Source organism: Elizabethkingia bruuniana (assembly GCF_002024805.1).
GTDB classification, from domain to species: Bacteria; Bacteroidota; Bacteroidia; order Flavobacteriales; family Weeksellaceae; genus Elizabethkingia; species Elizabethkingia bruuniana.
Genome location: NZ_CP014337.1, coordinates 1798818 through 1817535 on the forward strand (window position 1 = coordinate 1798818; position 18718 = coordinate 1817535).

The 18718-nt window shown below is 37.3% G+C and carries 10 protein-coding genes; all 10 read right to left on the reverse strand.

Features of this window, described 5'->3' with window-relative positions:
* Positions 1-115 precede the first annotated feature (115 nt).
* The 10 genes from AYC65_RS08425 to purB all read right to left on the reverse strand — a co-directional run bounded on the left by AYC65_RS08425 (position 116) and on the right by purB (position 18700).
* The gene (locus tag AYC65_RS08425) at positions 116-2278 is read right to left on the reverse strand and encodes a glycoside hydrolase family 97 protein (protein WP_108721282.1); all 2163 of its coding nucleotides are present in this window, start codon (positions 2276-2278) and stop codon (positions 116-118) included.
* Positions 2279-2336: 58 nt separating this feature from the next.
* Entirely contained in the window at positions 2337-4283 is a 1947-nt protein-coding gene (locus AYC65_RS08430) for an MGH1-like glycoside hydrolase domain-containing protein (protein ID WP_034867369.1), read from the reverse strand.
* An 85-nt stretch (positions 4284-4368) separates the two neighbouring features.
* The gene (locus AYC65_RS08435) at positions 4369-5382 is read right to left on the reverse strand and encodes a SusE domain-containing protein (RefSeq protein ID WP_034867371.1); all 1014 of its coding nucleotides are present in this window, start codon (positions 5380-5382) and stop codon (positions 4369-4371) included.
* Positions 5383-5398: 16 nt separating this feature from the next.
* Complete coding sequence (locus AYC65_RS08440) at positions 5399-7000, reverse strand: RagB/SusD family nutrient uptake outer membrane protein (protein ID WP_078674541.1); 1602 nt, start codon at positions 6998-7000, stop codon at positions 5399-5401.
* Between the two features lie 10 nt (positions 7001-7010).
* The gene (locus tag AYC65_RS08445) at positions 7011-9755 is read right to left on the reverse strand and encodes a SusC/RagA family TonB-linked outer membrane protein (RefSeq protein ID WP_034867372.1); all 2745 of its coding nucleotides are present in this window, start codon (positions 9753-9755) and stop codon (positions 7011-7013) included.
* 319 nt (positions 9756-10074) lie between these two features.
* A complete protein-coding gene (gene purF / locus AYC65_RS08450; protein ID WP_034867373.1) occupies positions 10075-11571 on the reverse strand; it encodes an amidophosphoribosyltransferase in 1497 nt (498 codons plus the stop codon).
* A 39-nt stretch (positions 11572-11610) separates the two neighbouring features.
* Positions 11611-12333 (reverse strand): phosphoribosylaminoimidazolesuccinocarboxamide synthase, encoded by a 723-nt coding sequence (purC, locus tag AYC65_RS08455; protein ID WP_021346863.1) that lies wholly within the window; start codon positions 12331-12333, stop codon positions 11611-11613.
* Positions 12334-12403: 70 nt separating this feature from the next.
* Positions 12404-13378: a phosphatase PAP2 family protein gene (locus tag AYC65_RS08460; RefSeq protein WP_234300269.1), complete on the reverse strand. Its 975-nt coding sequence runs from the start codon at positions 13376-13378 to the stop codon at positions 12404-12406.
* An 85-nt stretch (positions 13379-13463) separates the two neighbouring features.
* Complete coding sequence (locus AYC65_RS08465) at positions 13464-17156, reverse strand: phosphoribosylformylglycinamidine synthase (RefSeq protein WP_034867375.1); 3693 nt, start codon at positions 17154-17156, stop codon at positions 13464-13466.
* Positions 17157-17272: 116 nt separating this feature from the next.
* A complete protein-coding gene (gene purB, locus AYC65_RS08470; RefSeq protein ID WP_034867376.1) occupies positions 17273-18700 on the reverse strand; it encodes an adenylosuccinate lyase in 1428 nt (475 codons plus the stop codon).
* Between the last annotated feature and the right edge of the window lie 18 nt (positions 18701-18718).

Here is an 18718-nt window from a genome sequence, read left to right on the forward strand (position 1 = left end):
AAATATCATAGGTCTTTTATTTTAATCTGAGACCGAAGTAAAGTAATTTATATATTCCACCTCGTCAGTCTGAGTGATTTTTGTTTCAAAAATCGTATCGAAGACTCAGGCTAATTTATTTTACAGCTTTCAGAGAAATAGCATATCCACCACTTCTTGCCAGTTTCACAGGAATCTTGGTAGCACTGGTGACAGTTTTCTTATAGATATGATAGCTTTGCGGGTTGGTATCATAATCTGCATCTTTACCATCTTCATAGATAACAGCTTCATACTTTTTACCTTTATCTAAGAATGATAAATCTACTGTAAACTCTCTTTTGTTTTCATCAGTAATACCACCTACATACCATTCATCTTTACCTTTTGCTTTTCTGGCAATATGCAGATAATCTCCAGGCTCAGCATCCAGGATTTTGGTATCATCCCAATCCACAGCTACATCTTTGATAAACTGGAATGCATCCATGTGCTTAGCATAGTTCTCCGGTAAATCTGCTGCCATTTGTAATGGTGAATACATGGTTACATATAATGCTAACTGTTTTGCTAATGTAGTCTTTACCATACGCTTGTCTCCGGGGAAGTAGTAATCCATCTTAGTCTGGAAAATACCTGGTGTATAATCCATTGGACCGCCCATTTGTCTGGTAAACGGAAGAATCGTTGTATGATCTGCATTGTTTCCGCCAAAAGCATCGTACTCCGTACCCCGTGCAGCTTCTGCAGCAATCCAGTTTGGATAAGTACGGTTAAGTCCTGTAGGACGTACAGATTCATGAGAATTTACCATAATCTTATAGTCTGCCGCTTTTTTAGCAACATGCAGGTAATGGTTATTAGTCCATTGACTATAGTGATGCTCACCACGTGGAATAATATTTCCTACATAACCAGTTTTTACAGCATCATAACCATACTTATTCATCAGTTTGAAAGCAGGATCCAGCCATCTTTCATAGTTAACTGTTGATCCCGATGTCTCATGGTGCATAATCAGTTTAATACCTTTACTATGTGCATAGTCATTAAGCGCTGCAATATCGAAATCCGGATATGGCGTTACAAAATCGAAGACATCTTCTTTAGAATGTCCGAACCAATCTTCCCAACCTACATTCCAGCCTTCAATAAGGAGTCCGTCGAAACCATTTTTGGCTGCGAAGTCTATGTATTCTCTTACCTTGGTATTATTGGCTGCATGCTTTCCATTAGGTGTAAGCTTGCTAAAATCTGTTTTTCCTAAATGTACATTATCTTCTGTAGAATAAGCCCACTGAGATTTTCCAATAATCATTTCCCACCATACACCCATATATTTGGTTGGTTTTATCCAGGAAGTATCTTTATATTCTGTAGGTTCATTCAGATTGAATATCATTTTAGAATCCAGGATTCCTGCAGCTGTAGGCGATACAATAATTGTTCTCCATGGTGTATTAAAAGGTGTCTGAATATAACCTTTTGCTCCTTGTGCATCTGGGGTAAGGTGTGTTTTGAATTTATAATTCTGACTGTCTACTTCAAGATGTGATGCAGGGTAATTAATCAGTGCTGCTTCACCTAAATCTACATATAATGGTTCTTTACCTTCTTTTTTAAGAATTAAAGGCGTTTGTACTGTATTTTTAATTGGAAACTGCGATGCATTTTGTTCTACAGCTCCAGCCCATTTTGCAGCAATCTCTGAAATTTTAGAAGTTTGGTACTGATATTCTTGTGTGTCGTAGTCTCCTACAATCCACCAGGCTTTCATATCAGATGGAAGATCTATTTCTGAATCCTCTTCTTTAATTACAAAATAGTTAAGGTTTTTCTGTTGCGGAAACTCGTAACGGAAACCTAAACCATCATTGAATAATCTAAACTTTATTGCTATTGTACGATCCTGTTTGTCCTGATGAAGATTTACGGTAAGCTCATTATAATTGTTAATATAGCTTTTCTTCTCTCCCATTACCGGCTGCCAGCTTTCATTTTTAGTATCTCTTTTTTCAGATACCTTGGAGAATCCCTGGTTCAGATCATTTTCGTTTCCTTCTGTCTTATTAATCTCGGAAGCAAACTGTATATTGTTATCTTTAAATAAACGAAGTCCCAGTTTAGATTCCTCCACCACAACTTTTCCATTGTACTTCAGCTGATAATATGGTGTTCCGTTTTTCAGACTGAAATCCATCTGAAACTTTCCATCAGGAGATTTCAGGGTTTGTCCGTACAAACCTCCTAATGTCAAACCAAAAAATGCAACTGCCAAACTTACTTTCTTCAAGTTCATAATTGTTATTTTATTTGTAATATCTAAAGTTATAAAAGTGAGACGATCTCACAATCATTTATTTTGCTAAAAGCATTAAAACATGTGCAGAAGACCAGCTAAAATTAATTGCATTCAAACCTTTTCCTGTTACAGGATGATAGGTTTCATGAATGGGTTTATCTTCTAGAAGACCTTCGGCATTATTCATAAATTTATTAATCAGTTCATCAGCCTCTTGCTGATAACCATATTTTTTTAATCCGGTAACCCCGAAATAGAATTGATCTATCCATACTGGTCCTCTCCAGTAACCTTTTAACGGGTCAAATTTCGGATGGTCAGCTGTAAGCGTAGGTAAAGGTACTTTCGTATTGAATTTGTGTACATTCATCATAATCTTTGTTACAGCACTTGCCTGCTCTTGTGTTGCAATACCCGCCCACAACGGAATCCATCCCTCTGGTCCTTCTACTGCAATAGGTTCTTGTTTACCTAAAAGTTTATCATAATAATAACCTTTAGTATTGTCATAAAACCTCTGATTGATTTTATCTGCTAATCCGCTAACAGAGTTATTCCAATCTAAAGCTTCTTTCTTATTTCCTACTACCGAAGCCAGCTGAGATAAATATTTTTTTTCTGCATACAGATAAGCATTCAGGTCTACACTTTCCTGATTAAGCGACCAGGCCTTATCATTATTTTTCATTAAGACTGCTTCATCAAAACGTACCGCATTATCCATCCCGCTTTCCCATGCCGCAGCAATTCTTGTCCCGTCTGTAGAACCATATTCACACAACCTGTTCTTGTCATGGTCTCTGTTTTCATACCACCACTGATGGTATTTCACCAACTTCGGATACATCTCTTTTACAAATGCTGCATCTTTAGTCTGCTCATAAACTTTCCAAACCGCCCAGGCAGCCAAAGGTGGCTTGGTATCACGCCAATTATTCTCTTTTTTATCGATATATACACAGTCTGCAACCATTCCATACTCGTCCATATAATCGAACATGCTGCGGATATTATCTTTAGCCAGCGAAGTATTAAAGTAACTTAATCCCACCGCTTGCTTCCAACTGTCCCAGCTCCAGAAACCATAAAATCCCTGGTAAGAAACCGATGGGAAAACGCCATCATGTAACAGGTCTTTGGCCGCAGTTCTCCAGTTCGTCATTAAAGTAACAATAGCTTTTACAGCAAGTCTCTGCTTCTTTTCATCCAGCCTGGATGTGTGAGAAAAATATTGTTGTAAATAATTATTCCAGCGTTTTTCATTTAGCTTTAACTGAACTGCAAAATCTGAAGTGGACTTTTTAACTCTATCTTCTTTTGACTGAAGAAAATAATACTGGGACTGTGTAAAATCGGCTTTACCACCTGCTGGTATTTTTATCTTTCCTACTGATGCTGTATAAGAATCTGTAGTGATATCAATGTTTACAGGTTGATCGAAAACTAACTTAAATGTATTTTCTTTAGCCTTTAACTGAGCCCTTATCTCTCTATTATCTTTTGTAAGAAGTACATCAGACAGAAGTTTTCCTTCAAAAGATACGGCGAGTTCACGCTGAGTTTTTGACCGATTGTAAATACTTGTTTTTATTTTCGCTTCACGCCCTGATATAAAAATTAATTGCTGCTCAATCTCCAGATTATCAATTATAAAATTCTGCTTTAATAATCCCGGATAATAATGCTGAATAGCTTTTGATTTTTGCAAATCCAGAGCTGTCCCGTTTTCATTAATTCTGATTTTGGAAATCGTATTTGCCAGCCATTGTCCATCGAGATCCATAATAACAGGACCGATAAAAGATCCGTAATCTTCTGTCTTTTCCGGTAAAGCATAGGCATGCCACGCTCCCATATCGCTAAAAAGATTGGTTGTAATATTTTTAGAATTTGATACCACTGTTTTCAGATCGAGAACATCAGCATAGTTTTCACGGTGCAATTGTTGAGCATTGGATGCCGAAAACAGAATTAAGAATAATACCGAAATTGTTTTTTTCATGGTTATTGTTCAATTTATCTTTTATTCTTAAATAAAAAAGTGTTGCTGTAAAACAACACTTTTTTACTACACTTATTTTAATAAGTTATTGCTTTACCAAAGTATACTTCATATTGTTAGTATCCAGTGTAACATTATAAATTCCAGCAGCTGATATCTGAATATTATCACCACCCGCTACTGCATTTCCTCCTGAACCTCCATAATTAATATCCCAGGCATCATTTGCTCTAAACTTCATTTCTCCGGCAATTAAGGCTAAGGTAGCTTCCCAAATTCCGGTAGCATTATTTAATGTCATTTTGGTATCTGGTGTTGCCCATCCATTAGGAGTTGCTGAACCAACTATTCCAAACCTAAATGGTGTCATTGCAATGATAGATTTATTCAAATCTACAACCAACTTATAAGAACCAACACCAGGAGCTTTAATATTTCCGGCACTTGTACTCAATGTAGTTCCGTTATCTGATCCATAAGCACCATCCCAACTACGGTTTGGTGTTATCTTAAATTCCAAGCCATCGGTAGGGAAATTAATATATCCTGTGTAGATTCCATTACTATTCTCGGATACTAATGCTGTAGCTGTTGCTGGATTCCATCCCTGATAAGCACCCGGTGCATATACATATGAAATAAGTGCATATGGTGTTACAGTTAATGGTATTACTGAAGAGTAAACTGGTGCTACAGCAGAACTTTCTGTAGTAGATTTCAGTCTTACTTCAACCTGAGACTGACTCCCAATGGGAGCACCTGCACCCAGTAATATTCCATTAAAATCCTGAACTTTGAAACTAACAGAAGTTGTTCCTGCACCTAAAATTACTTCTTTAGGTTTTGCAAAATTAGTTCCCTTTACAGCAAACTGTAATACATTATTAATTACAATATTGTTTCCAAAAGAAGGTGCCTGCCATGAGAACCTTACAGCATCTTTAGCAGCGTCATCTTTTAATAAGACAAAAGTAGTTGCCGAAGCTGTTAAAGCTGACGGAGAAGGATTCCCTAACACAGCTCTATCTTCATCCTTTTCACAGGAGATCAATAAAAAACCAACAATAGCTGCAAATACTATTTTAAATATATTTTTCATAATACAAATTCAAAAATTAGTAACCCGTATTTTGTTTAAGGTTTGGATTGGCAATCAAATCGCTGGAAGGAATCGGATAAAGGGTTCTGAAGTCTTCTACACCTCTTCCATCCTTCACACCTCCTTTCCATGGCCATAAATAGCTGCTTCCTGTAAACTTTCCAAAACGGATCAGGTCCGTTCTTCTTGTCGCTTCCCAGGATAACTCTCGTGCTCTTTCATCAAGAATAAAATCTAAGCTCAGAGAATTCACATTACCAGAATTATCACCATAGGCTCTTGTTCTAAGCTGGTTCACATAAGTAAGTGCCTGGGCATTGCTGCCACCACCACCTCTTAGTACTGCTTCAGCATACATCAGATAGGCATCTGCTAAACGGAACATTGGGAAGTCGGTATCCACAAAATCTCCAGAGGCATCAGATCCTTGCTTGCCAGCAGATGTAATATTCTTGAATTTTACTAGTGGGTAACCATCTGTAAATGTCGTTACATTATCTATTTCAAGATTTTGGCCATTGGTATAGAATACTCCTCTTTTATCACGGGAGCCATTTGCATCCGGGAATAACTGAACCAAACTTTTGGTTGTTCTAAGTCCTCCCCAACCACTATTAATTCCAAAATCTGAAGGTTTCATACTTCCACCCACTGCTGCATGGATCAAATAAGTAGTACCACCGTAAGTTTTGGTATTAAGTCCATCGTAGTTGATAGAGAAAATAACCTCGTTATTAGCAACATTATTATCGGCAAGGAAAAGATCTGCATATTTAGGCTTAAGGCTGTAACCTCCATTAATTACTTTTTCTGCATATGTTCTGGCCTCAGTATATTTTTTAGTTCCGGTATACACTTCAGCATTCAGGTATAATTTAGCCATTACCATCCATACAGCCGCTTTATCTGCACGTCCGTATTCATTAGTACGTGGATCTTTTAGTAGTCCTTCAAGATCTTTCAGCTCACTTTCTACATAAGCAAAAAGCTCTTCACGTGTAATTCTCTTTGGAGGCTTTACACCTACTTCATCTTTCTCAGTCACAAACGGTACATTCCCAAACATATCAATAGCATGATAGTAGCTTAAAGCTCTAAGGAAACGCGCTTCATTTCTGTATAATCTCGCTTCTTCAGCCTGTGCTCCGGTAATATTTCGGGATGCCAGTTTTTCATCTGTCGTTTCACGGATAAACTCATTACATAGTGCTACCTGATAGAAAATACGATAGTACAATGCTGTAATAAAGCTATTTGTAGATCCCCAGTTCATATTATGAAGATCCGGAAGAAAAGCATCATTCCATGCTACTACAGCCTCATCTGTCGGAAGCTCCTGTAACTGGAAATATTGTCTCAGATAACTTGAAGTTCCCGTATCTATACCACCTATATCGGCACCATCGGTACTATCTCCGCTTTTTTGCCCCGTAAGTGCAAGCCCGGCATAACATTTAGCCAATACACCTTTGTAATTGGAAAAATCTGCATAAACCGATGCGGAACTAATATCTGTTATAGGTAATCTGTCAAGATCTTTTTCACAAGAAGTTACACCGAATAACATTACTACTCCTGCAACTAAAAGTTTACGATTTATAGAATTAAAAAATTTCATTGCTGTGTTTTTAGAATTGGAAGTTAAAACCTAGAGAATAAATTCTTGGTCGCTGGTAAGCATTATTATCAATTCCTGATTTTGTTGTTCCGTTAAGTTCTGTCGTCAACAATTCAGGATCCAGTCCGCTGTATTTTGTAATTAAAAATACATTCTGAGCTGATAGAGAAACTCTTAGTTTATACTTATCATTGATAAAATGTGGGAAATTATAGCCTATATTAAGATTATCCATTCTTAGGAATGAACCATTCTCTACATAATAGTCGGAAAGATATTGTGCTCTTTTAAAACCTGTATCCAGATAGCTAGTTGAGATATTGGATAAATAATCATTATTAGAGATATTTTGCAATGATCCGGCTTTAGATGCCATATTGTTGTACACATAGTTTCCGATACTAGCTCTTAAAGAAAAGCCCAGATCCCAGTTCTTATACGTAAACCTTGAAGAGAAACCTAGTAAAACATCAGGAATCGGCGATTTGTACTGGTATAAGTCCTGCTCGTTAATCACACCATCACCATTACGGTCAACATAAACTCCTTCAAGCGGTTTTCCGTCCTGTCCGTATACCTGCTGATAAACATAGAATGAGAATGGCGTATAGCCTACCTGATGTACTTGGACTGTTGTCCCTGTTCCTCCTTCTATACCACCTATTAATACTTTCTCATTAGGGTTATTTTGTGCAGATAGTTTTGTAACCTTGGAGGTGTAATGTGTTGCATTAGCACTAAATTCCCAGCTGAAATTTTCTTTCTGAATTGCTTTTACATTGATATTGGCTTCTATACCTTTATTCTGCATATCCCCTACATTTATCAGTAAGAGATTGGTCAGGTTAGCACCTGCCGGTACTGGTACAATACTCAAAAGATCTTTAGTTTTTTTCTCATATACTTCTACGGATCCGGTAATTCTGTCATTCAGAAATCCAAAATCCAAACCTATGTTTTTGGTAATCGTAGTTTCCCATTTCAGGTTTTTATCATATCCCTGTGCCCGAAGTGTATTATAGAATTGGTCACCTATCTGATACTTTGTTCCGTTATCACTAATCACATATCTTGCAAGGAATGGATAATCATTCCCAATGACTCCTTGCTGTCCTGTTTCTCCCCAACCTGCTCTCAGCTTTAAAGAGGATACTACATTTTGGTTTTTCATGAAGTTTTCTTTATCTATTCTCCATGCTAAACCTACTGCCGGAAAAATACTACTTCTGTTCTCCTTACTAAAACGTGATGAACGGTCATTACGCACTGTGGCTGTCAATAAATATTTATCACCGAAATTATAGTTAAAACGCCCAAAGTAAGAGAGAATAGTAGACTCTGTTTCAAAAGCATTAACAATGTCAGGTTGTAAAGCCGGATCTCCTTTAATGGTCATAGCTAAAGGCTCGCTTCTGTAAAAATCCTGATAAGAATAACCTGCTGTAACATCGAATGTAGAGTTCAGTGATTCTACTTTTTTGTTATAGTTTAGATAAACATCAAATAGTTTATTTTTTCTGCTCTGGGTATATCTTTTGTAAGTTCCACTACTATAAAAAGCTGAAGCTGAAGTAGGCAATACTCTGGTATTCCCTTTGGAATCCGTATAATCTATACCAGCATTAACATTTACCCGCAACTCCGGAAGGAAATGGAATTTATAATCTAACTGAATATTCCCCAAACTTCTGGTGACATACGATACATCTATCTTCTGATTCAGCATAGAAAGCGGATTCTTTGTAGCATTCGTATTAGGTAAACCTGTTGTAGCATTCAGCCATTCCCAGTAACCTCCTAAAGCTGTATTTGCAGGATTATAAACAGATTGTGTCGGATCGAAAGCCGCAGCGGCTCCTATAGCACCTACATCTGCAAATCTGTTTTCGGAGTAAATACCTTTGTAGTTAATATCTACAGATAAATGTTTATCAAAAAATTTAGGGCTTAGATTGATTCCGACATTGGAACGCTCAAAATTGCTGGTTTTAAGAATACCATCCTGTTTAAGGTAGCCTAATGATAAACGGTAAGGCAGTCCTTTAATTCCTCCGGAAATAGCCACACTATTATCAAACCCTAAAGCAGTCTGATAAATTTGCTTTTGCCAATCTGTATTACTATTGCCCAAAAGCTTTTTATATTCATCAGTTGCATACTGGTTTACTACAGAACGGAACTGATCTCCGTTAAGCACACCAATAGTTCCCATTTTGGTATAAATAGAAGTATTACTGTTGTAACTTACTTTTAGTTTACCGGAAGTTCCTTTTTTAGTTGTAATAATTATGACACCATTGGATGCTCTGGAACCATAAATTGCTGTAGCAGATGCATCTTTCAGGATACTGAAACTTTCAATATCATTCGGGTCAATCAATGCCAATCCATTAGAAGCTCCATTGATAGTACTATTATCCACAGGAACTCCGTCTATAACCAATAATGGGTCATTACTCGCATTAAGAGAAGCTCCCCCACGGATTCTGATCGTAGATCCGGATCCTGGTGCTCCGCCCGCAGTTACAATTTGTACACCGGCAGCTTTACCCTGAATTAACTGCTCAGGGGAGCCTATTGCACCCTGATTGAAATCCTTTGCGGTAAGCGCTGTTACAGATCCTGTAAGGTCTGATTTTTTTTGCTTTCCGTAACCGATCAGTACAACCTGCTCTATTTCTTTCGTTTTTGTTGAATCTTTCTGTTGTGCATTCAACATTGCACCGGCCAATAAGAATGCAGGTGCAACCTTCATAAATACAAGATTACTTTTCACAAATTATGTTTTTAAATTTCAACTTTACTTTCGCTTCAATTAAGCCTTTTAAAATATTATTATTTTTTAATATAAATTTAACATTTACTTAACATAAGCACATAAAGCAATATAACAGTATGGTTATCAATATTATAATTTACGAAAACTGTGTAGTTTTTCGTAATAATTCACTATACAGTTCTATGTTTTAGTAATTATTATGCTCCCGAAAACGTTTGCGAAAAACAGATTTCGCAATATTTCATAAAAAAAGCACCTCAAATGAGGTGCTTTAAATTATCTTGATTAAGACTTTTTATTGATCTACATAATCCTGAAGACCATCTGTATTTTCTACAGGATATTTCTCTGTGAAGCAACCAAAGCAATGGTCTGAACTTCCTAAGATATCTTTCAGATTATCCATACTAAGGAATTCTAAAGAATCTACTCCCAGATAATCTCTCAACTCGTCTTTAGACATATTAGCTGAAATAAGATCATCTTTTACAGGTGTATCAATCCCAAGGAAACATGGAGCAACAATTGGCGGAGAAACACTTCTGAAATGAATTTCTTTTACTCCGGCATCTTTAAGGATCTTTACCAGACGCTTGGAAGTTGTTCCTCTTACAATAGAATCGTCTATAATCACTACCCTCTTTCCTTTAATCTCAGAAATAATAGGGTTTAGTTTTAGATTCACAATTCTCTCACGCATTTCCTGTGTCGGAATAATGAATGACCTTCCGATGTAACGGTTTTTAATCAAAACCGGTCTGAAAGGAATGCCTGACGCCTTAGAAAATCCAATTGCTGCAGGAACACCAGAATCTGGAACTCCGATTACCAAATCTGCTTCTACAGGAGCTTGCTCCCATATCTTCTCTCCGGATCTTTCACGAATTTCGTGAACATTAATGTTTTCCAGAGTAGTATCAGGACGTGCAAAGTAAATATATTCGAATGCACAGATTTTGTTTACGCAATCATCTTTTACCATGTAAGACTGTAATCCGTCATTTTCCGTAGTGAAAACAACTTCACCAGGCAGGATGTCTCTTACATACTGTGCCCCCATTGCATCTAATGCACAGGTTTCTGATGCTGCTACATAAGTCTGCTCATCAATAGCACCTAATACCAAAGGTCTGATACCGTTGAAATCTCTGAAAGCAAAGAATTTGTTACGGGTCATTCCTACTACGGAATAAGCACCTTCAATACGCTCCATTGTTGCTTTTATAGCGCCACGAAGCCCAAGATCCAGGTTCTTTTGAATAAGACGAAGAATAACTTCAGAATCAGAGGTTGCTTTGAAAACAACACCTTCTTCTTCCAGTTCTTTTTTCAGTATTCTGGCGTTGGTCAGGTTACCGTTGTGTGCAATAGACAAAATAATCTGATCATATTCATTCTTTGCAAAGAATGGCTGATAGTTATATTTCTTTTTATCGCCGGCAGTTGTATAACGGGTATGCCCAATAACGGAATTCCCCATATAAGTTTCCGGATTTTCAATACTCTTAAAGACATCCAGTACCAAACCTTCATCCTTATAAGAATGTATTCTACCATCCTTTAGCACCGAAATACCACAAGCCTCCTGACCTCTGTGCTGCAGTGCAAATAAACCAAACTGAGAAAGAGAAAAAGTATCTATATCATGATAGGAATACATCCCCATAATACCACATTCTTCTGTAGGCTCATCAAGCATAGAATCATCGGATTTTTTCCAGATATTTCTCTGATAAGCTCTCTTTTTAAATTGGCTTAAATAATTTTGTTTTTGAAGTTCTAAATCTTTCATTTTTAGCAGATCATTTACTGATCAATCAGAGATATTTAATTATTTATTCAAAGCTGTTTTCAGACGGTTGTAGATTTCTTCGTAAGCTTCGGTAACTTCACCCAAGTCTCTTCTGAAACGGTCTTTATCCAGTTTTTTCATAGTATCTTTATCCCAAAGTCTGCAAGTATCCGGGCTTATTTCGTCTGCCAAGACAATCTTACCATCCATTGTTTTACCTAACTCAATTTTAAAGTCAACAAGGATAATATTCATTTTGTCAAACAATTCTCCAAGAAGTTCGTTAATCTGTCCTGTAAGAGCATACATTTCTTTCAGCTCGTCATAAGTAGCAGCACCTAAGCAAACAGCATGGTGATCATTGATTAACGGATCTCCTAATTCGTCTTTCTTATAGCAGATATCGAAGATTGTTACCGGAGATTTCATTCCTTCTTCTAATCCTAAACGCTGTGCCATACTACCAGCAACATAGTTTCTTACGATTACTTCTAACGGAATAATATCTACTTTCTTAACCAGCTGCTCACGGTCGTTAAGTTTGCTTATGAAATGGGTTGGAATACCTTTATCATTTAAATATTCGAAGATAAGAGTCGAAATCTCGTTATTCAACTCTCCTTTCTTATCCACCTGACCTTTTTTCTGGTTATTAAAAGCAGTTGCATCGTCTTTGTAACGTACTACAACTTCTGCAGGGTTTTCAGTTGCAAAAACCTGCTTTGCTTTTCCTTCATAAAGCATTTCTTTCTTCTGACTCATAGTTTTTTTCTTTTTTAAGGAATCCGAATAACGCGGTTCCCATTTTTAACTTCTTATTAAACTTTATTTTTTAAAAACTCATTTTAACACCAATAGTGTTAATTCCATATGCATTCCCTCCGATAACATCAAGAGAATACTGAGGTTTCCCATCTTCGCCACTTTTTACTTTCTTAAAGTGTCTGCGGGCAATGGACCTTCCGGAAAAGTATCCGATTAAAAGTGCCAGCGGGTAATCTGAAGCCCAATGTACTTCACTCTGCATCATCTGAAAACAAAGACCTCCTATTAGAGTATACCCTACCGGTTTTAACCATTTAACATCCGGATAGTTTGTTGTAATGACTGTAAAACCTGCCATAATCGTAGCTAAATGTCCTGAGGGCATTGCATCGTAATGAGGGGTATTCTTTCCATAAGCACTAAAACTAGGGAAAGGATTCCATGCACCTCCGGAATTTCCGTTTTCTCTTGCGATAAACGGGCTTTCTCTACCTGTAGACCTCTTCAGCACCTGAACATAAATTCCGCTTAATGCCAAGCTTTCCAATAATCCACTAGCAGTGGCATAAGCACGATAATCATTCTTCATTAGTCCATAGGTAAGGAAACCTGCTCCCAGTAATAATACCGTTGTCCCGTTACCAATCATGTAAAGCCCTGCTCCTACACTTTTCGGAATAGGCCCGAACTTAGCATATTTGTTTTCCGGACTCATTCCCAGATTATCTGCCAGTTTTCGGCTGCCATCTACAATCTGCTGATCGAACGGAACCAGTAATGCTGTAGCGGCTACTGCACCTCCCAGATACCATGCATTTCCATTCTCAATAAAACTACGATTAGTGGTCATAAAATCTTTTGGAAGATTTGTAATTGGCTCATGCCATTTAGGTCTTGGATATTCTCTAACCTCACCATTTTTAAGGATTACCTGCTGTACTTTAACTGCCGGCTCCTCTTTCTTTATACTATCCTGCTCTTGTCCATAACACTGAACTCCTAAAGACATCAACGTACAAACCCCCAATAATTTTATTCTCATATAATTCTACAGCAACAATAACTTTTTATAGTTTTAAAAAGCTCCCTGAAATAAAGTTACCACTATTTCAGGGGACTTTTAATATTTAATTTTTAAAATAATCAACTCCGTTTTTAAATATGTTATGGTAATTAGCATCCGGGATGTTCTTCATAAGACCGTTTGCAAAACGCTCTGTATGTCCCATTCTACCATATATTTTTCCGGACTTACTCGTAATACCTTCTATACCGAAAAGTGAAGCATTTGGATTATGCGGCATTCCATAAGCAATATTTCCATCCAGATCTACATATTGTGTTGCGATCTGACCGTTTTTATATAGATTTTCTAGCTCTTCTTCAGATGCATAAAATCTTCCCTCACCATGCGAAATCGGAACAGTAAAGGTTTGACCTTTCATTCCTTTTAGCCAAGGACTATCATCATTCAGTACTTTTACATTAACCATCTGAGAAATGTGTCTTCCGATAGCATTGAAAGTTAATGTTGGAGACGTTTCATCCAAATCTCTGATCTCACCATAAGGCAGAAGTCCTGATTTTACTAAAGCCTGGAAGCCATTACAGATTCCCAATACAAGACCATCTCTTTCCAACAATCTGTGTACTGCAGACCTTATTTTTTCATTTTTCAGAACGTTTACAATAAACTTCGCAGAACCGTCCGGCTCATCACCAGCACTGAAACCTCCGGCGAAGGTTAAGATCTGAGCAGAGTCAATTTCGTTAACCCATGCATCAAGACTTTCATTCAGTTTATCATTATTCAGATTAATCAGCGGAATACTGTTTACATCTGCTCCTTCTTTTCTGAAAGCATTCAGTGTTTCATATTCACAGTTTGTTCCTGGGAATAGTGGAATAAACACTTTTGGCTTTGCTATTTTATGAGAAATAATTTCAATTGAAGATTTATTAGTTCCGTTCAGACTTTCATCGAAAGTAACAACTTCAGCCTTTCTTTCTTCAGTAGGGAAAAGTTTTTTGAAAGTCCCTGTCCATACTTCAAGTAAACTATCAATAGAATACTCTAAACCATTTATATTTAAAGTGTTCGAAGAATTAACCGCTCCAATTTCTTTAATCAATATATTTTCTATATTCCCTGTAGACTCTATAACAAGGCTTGCCAGATTTTTCTCTAAAAGAACTTTATCATCTGCAGAAATTTCAGCACCTAAATGGTTACCAAAACTCATTTTTGCTAAAGCAACTGCCAGACCTCCGTCTTTAACTGTCTTAACAGAAACGATGTTTCCTTTCTTAATCTCTGCATAAATGAAGTCGTAAATATTCTTTAATTCTTCATAGTTTGGCAGACCATTTTCTAATGGCTTATGCTCGTAGAAATAAAGCTTATTTCCGGCTTTCTTAAATTCAGGAGAAATAATGTCTTTCTTATTTCCGTTTGCACAAGCAAAAGAAATAAGAGTTGGCGGAACATTCAGATCCAGATAAGTTCCGGACATACTGTCTTTACCTCCGATAGCTGCCAAACCTAAATTGATCTGAGCATTGTAAGCTCCTAAAAGTGAAGCAAATGGTTTTCCCCATTTGTCTGCTTTATCTCCTAGTTTTTCGAAGTATTCCTGGAAGCTTAATCTGATATTTTTATAATCACCTCCCATTGCTACAATCTTCCCTACAGATTCTACAACAGCATAAGCTGCTCCGATCAGGGAATTCTGTACTGAGGTTTCAGCATCAAAGCCCCATGAAGCTAAAGATACCGTTTCCACATCCCTTGCTTCCTCAATTGGTAATGTCTGTACACTACCTTCCATTGGAGTTAACTGATGCTTACCTCCCAATGGCATAGCTACAGTAGTACCACCTACCGAAGAATCAAACATTTCCAATAATCCTTTTTGTGAAGCTACATTTTTATCTTTTAAAGCTGCTAGGAAGTTTTCTTCATTAAACGCCTGTACTTTGTTTTCAACTTTTCTCAGGTGGTTAACCACAATATTCTGAGACTTTGCACAGCCATTGGTATCTAAAAACTCTCTGCTAAGGTCTACAATCTTGTCTCCTTTCCAGAAAATCTGCATTCTGCCACTATCTGTTACAGTAGCAACGTGTACAGCTTTTATGTTCTCTGCTTCACAAAGTCCAATAAATTTATCTTTATCTTCTGGTGAGATAACAACGGCCATTCTCTCCTGAGATTCGGAGATTGCTAACTCAGTCCCGTTAAGACCATCATATTTCAATGGTAAAACATCCAGATTAACTTCTAATGAATCTGCAATCTCTCCAATTGCTACAGAAACACCACCTGCTCCAAAGTCATTTGACTTTTTAATCAGTTTTGTAACTTCTGGTTTTCTGAACAATCTTTGAATTTTACGCTCCTCTACGGCGTTACCTTTCTGTACTTCAGTACTTAGGGTGTGGATACTGGTTTCATCTTGTTCTTTAGAAGAACCTGTTGCTCCACCAACACCATCACGTCCCGTTGCTCCGCCTAAAATAATAACGAAATCTCCGTTCTGAGGTTTCTCACGGCGTACCCAATCTGTAGGAACCGCTCCAACCACAAAACCAACTTCCATTCTCTTGGCTTTATAGCCTTCATCATATATCTCGTTAACCATAGTGGTTGCTAAACCAATCTGGTTACCATAAGAAGAGTATCCATTTGCTGCCTGCTTAGAAATAGTCTTTTGAGGAAGTTTCCCTGGAAGAGTTTTCTCTACAGGTTCCAAAACATCGGCTGCACCTGAAAGACGCATTGCCTGGTAAACAAATGAACGTCCGGATAAAGGGTCGCGTATAGCACCTCCTAAACAAGTAGATGCCCCACCAAATGGTTCGATCTCTGTCGGGTGATTATGTGTTTCGTTTTTGAATAATAAATACCATGGTTCTTTTTTGCCATCAAATTCTGCTTCAATTTCTATTGTACAGGCATTGATCTCATCAGAAATAACCAGATTTTCAAGATTCCCTGTCTTCTTGAAATATTTAGCGCAAACCGTACCTAAATCCATTAAAGAGATTGGTTTATGTTCGCGGTTTAGTTCTTTCCTTTTTGCTAAGTAATCATTGAAAATACTCTCTAATGTTTCTTTAAACTCATCTTCGAATTTAATATCTGTGAGTGCTGTTTCGAAAGTTGTATGACGACAGTGGTCACTCCAGTAAGTATCCAGAACTTTAAGCTCCGTTTCAGTTGGATCTCTTTGTTCTGTTTTGAAGTAGTTCTGAATAAATTCCAGATCATCCAGGCCAAAAGCAAACCCATGTTCTTTATAGAAAACTGCTAACTGCTCAGCATCAAAGCTGATGAATCCATTATAAACAGGAACCGCTTTAGGCTCAGCCTGTGTAGGAATTTCCAATTTAGAGAGATCTTTTTCTCTGGATTCTACTTTATTAATTAAAAGGTCTTTAATCTTAGGCAGATCTGCTTCAGTAACACCTTCCATTTCAATAATTTTACCACTTCTTACAGTTGCATTTTCTGCATCTGTAAGGATAGAGATACACTGCTCCGCTGAGTCAGCTCTCTGATCATACTGGCCAGGCAAAAATTCGGTAGCCAGAAAAATATTCTGTACCGGATTTTCTAAATGAAGAATATCGGTTACCGGATCTACAAACGTACTATTGGCAACTTTATTCAGGTCTTTTTCTTCCAGTCCGAAGATGTCATAAACATTGTAGACTTTTACAGATGCTATCTGTGGAAGTATCTCTTTTATTTCGTCAAAGATTTTAGGACTTTCAACATCAAAGATTCCTTTTTTCTCAACAAAAATTCTGTAATTCATAGTTGTTCATTTTTCACGGATCTTACTCCGTGTTATAATTAAATTGCTCTTTTGAGAGCTTGTCACTTTTTAATATTATATAAACAAAAAATTGCAGCACAGTGCCGCAATTTTATTTAAACTTTAAGTTCAGCTTCTAAACCGATAAGGTCGGAGTATTTATCCAGGATAGGCTGTGCTTCGTTCTGGATGAATTCAGAAGTCTGGATCGGAGCGAATCCGATGAAGTTCTTCGGATCTAACACTTCTGCCAGTTTTGACTTATCAAGCCTTAGCCTGTCGTCATTCATAATCCGTTCAATCAGATCATTTTCCTTACCTTCCATCTTCACTTTCTTGGAAGCTTCCATGGAATGCTGACGGATAATCTCATGGATTTCCTGTCTGTCTCCTCCGGCTTTTACTTCTTCCATAATAATGTATTCAGTAGCCATGAAAGGAAGTTCTTCCATAATATGTTTGTTGATACGGTTTTCGTATACTACCATACCATTAAGAATATTATTCCAGATAAGCAAAATCGCATCAATAGCTAAAAACGCCTGTGGAATTGTTAATCTCTTATTTGCAGAGTCATCCAATGTTCTTTCAAACCATTGAGTTGCTGCAACCATCGCAGAGCTGCTGCTTAATGACATTACATACTTCGCCAGTGCTCCGATTCTTTCAGAACGCATTGGATTTCTCTTGTAAGCCATCGCTGAAGAGCCAATCTGATCTTTTTCAAATGGTTCCTCTACCTCTTTAAGGTTCTGCAATAATCTAAGGTCGTTTGTAAATTTATGTGCTGACTGAGCAATGTTAGATAATAGAGAAACTACTTTAGCATCTATTTTTCTGTCATATGTTTGTCCGGAAACTCCGAAAACTTTGTCAAAACCAAAACGTTTGGACAATTCTTTATCCAGCGTTTTTACTTTTTCATAATCTCCGTTGAAAAGTTCCAGGAAGCTTGCCGCTGTACCTGTTGTTCCTTTTACACCACGGAAACGAAGTGTTTCTAAAAAGAATTCTAATTCTTCAAAATCAAGAATTAAACTCTGAAGCCAAAGTGTAGCTCTCTTCCCTACTGTTGTTAACTGTGCAGGCTGGAAATGTGTAAATCCTAAAGTTGGTACATCTTTGTATTTGATAGCAAAGTCCGAAAGTCCTTTTACTACGTTTACCAATTTCTGACGAAGGATGATTAAACCATCACGCATCTGAATAAGATCGGTATTATCTCCTACAAACGCTGAAGTTGCTCCTAAATGAATAATACCTTTTGCAGAAGGCGCCACATCTCCATATGCATGAACGTGGGCCATTACATCATGACGAAATTTCTTTTCGTACTCTGCTGCTTTGGTGTAATCGATATTGGTTTCATTTGCTTTTAGCTCTGCGATCTGCTCATCGGTAATTTCCAGACCAAGATTTTTTTCAATTTCTGCAAGGGCTATCCAAAGCTTTCTCCAGTTCTGAAATTTGTTATCATGGGAAAAATTAAAGAGCATTTCCGCACTAGAATAACGTTCTTCCAGCGGGTTCTTGTAGGTATTCATTCTTTACTTTTAAATTAG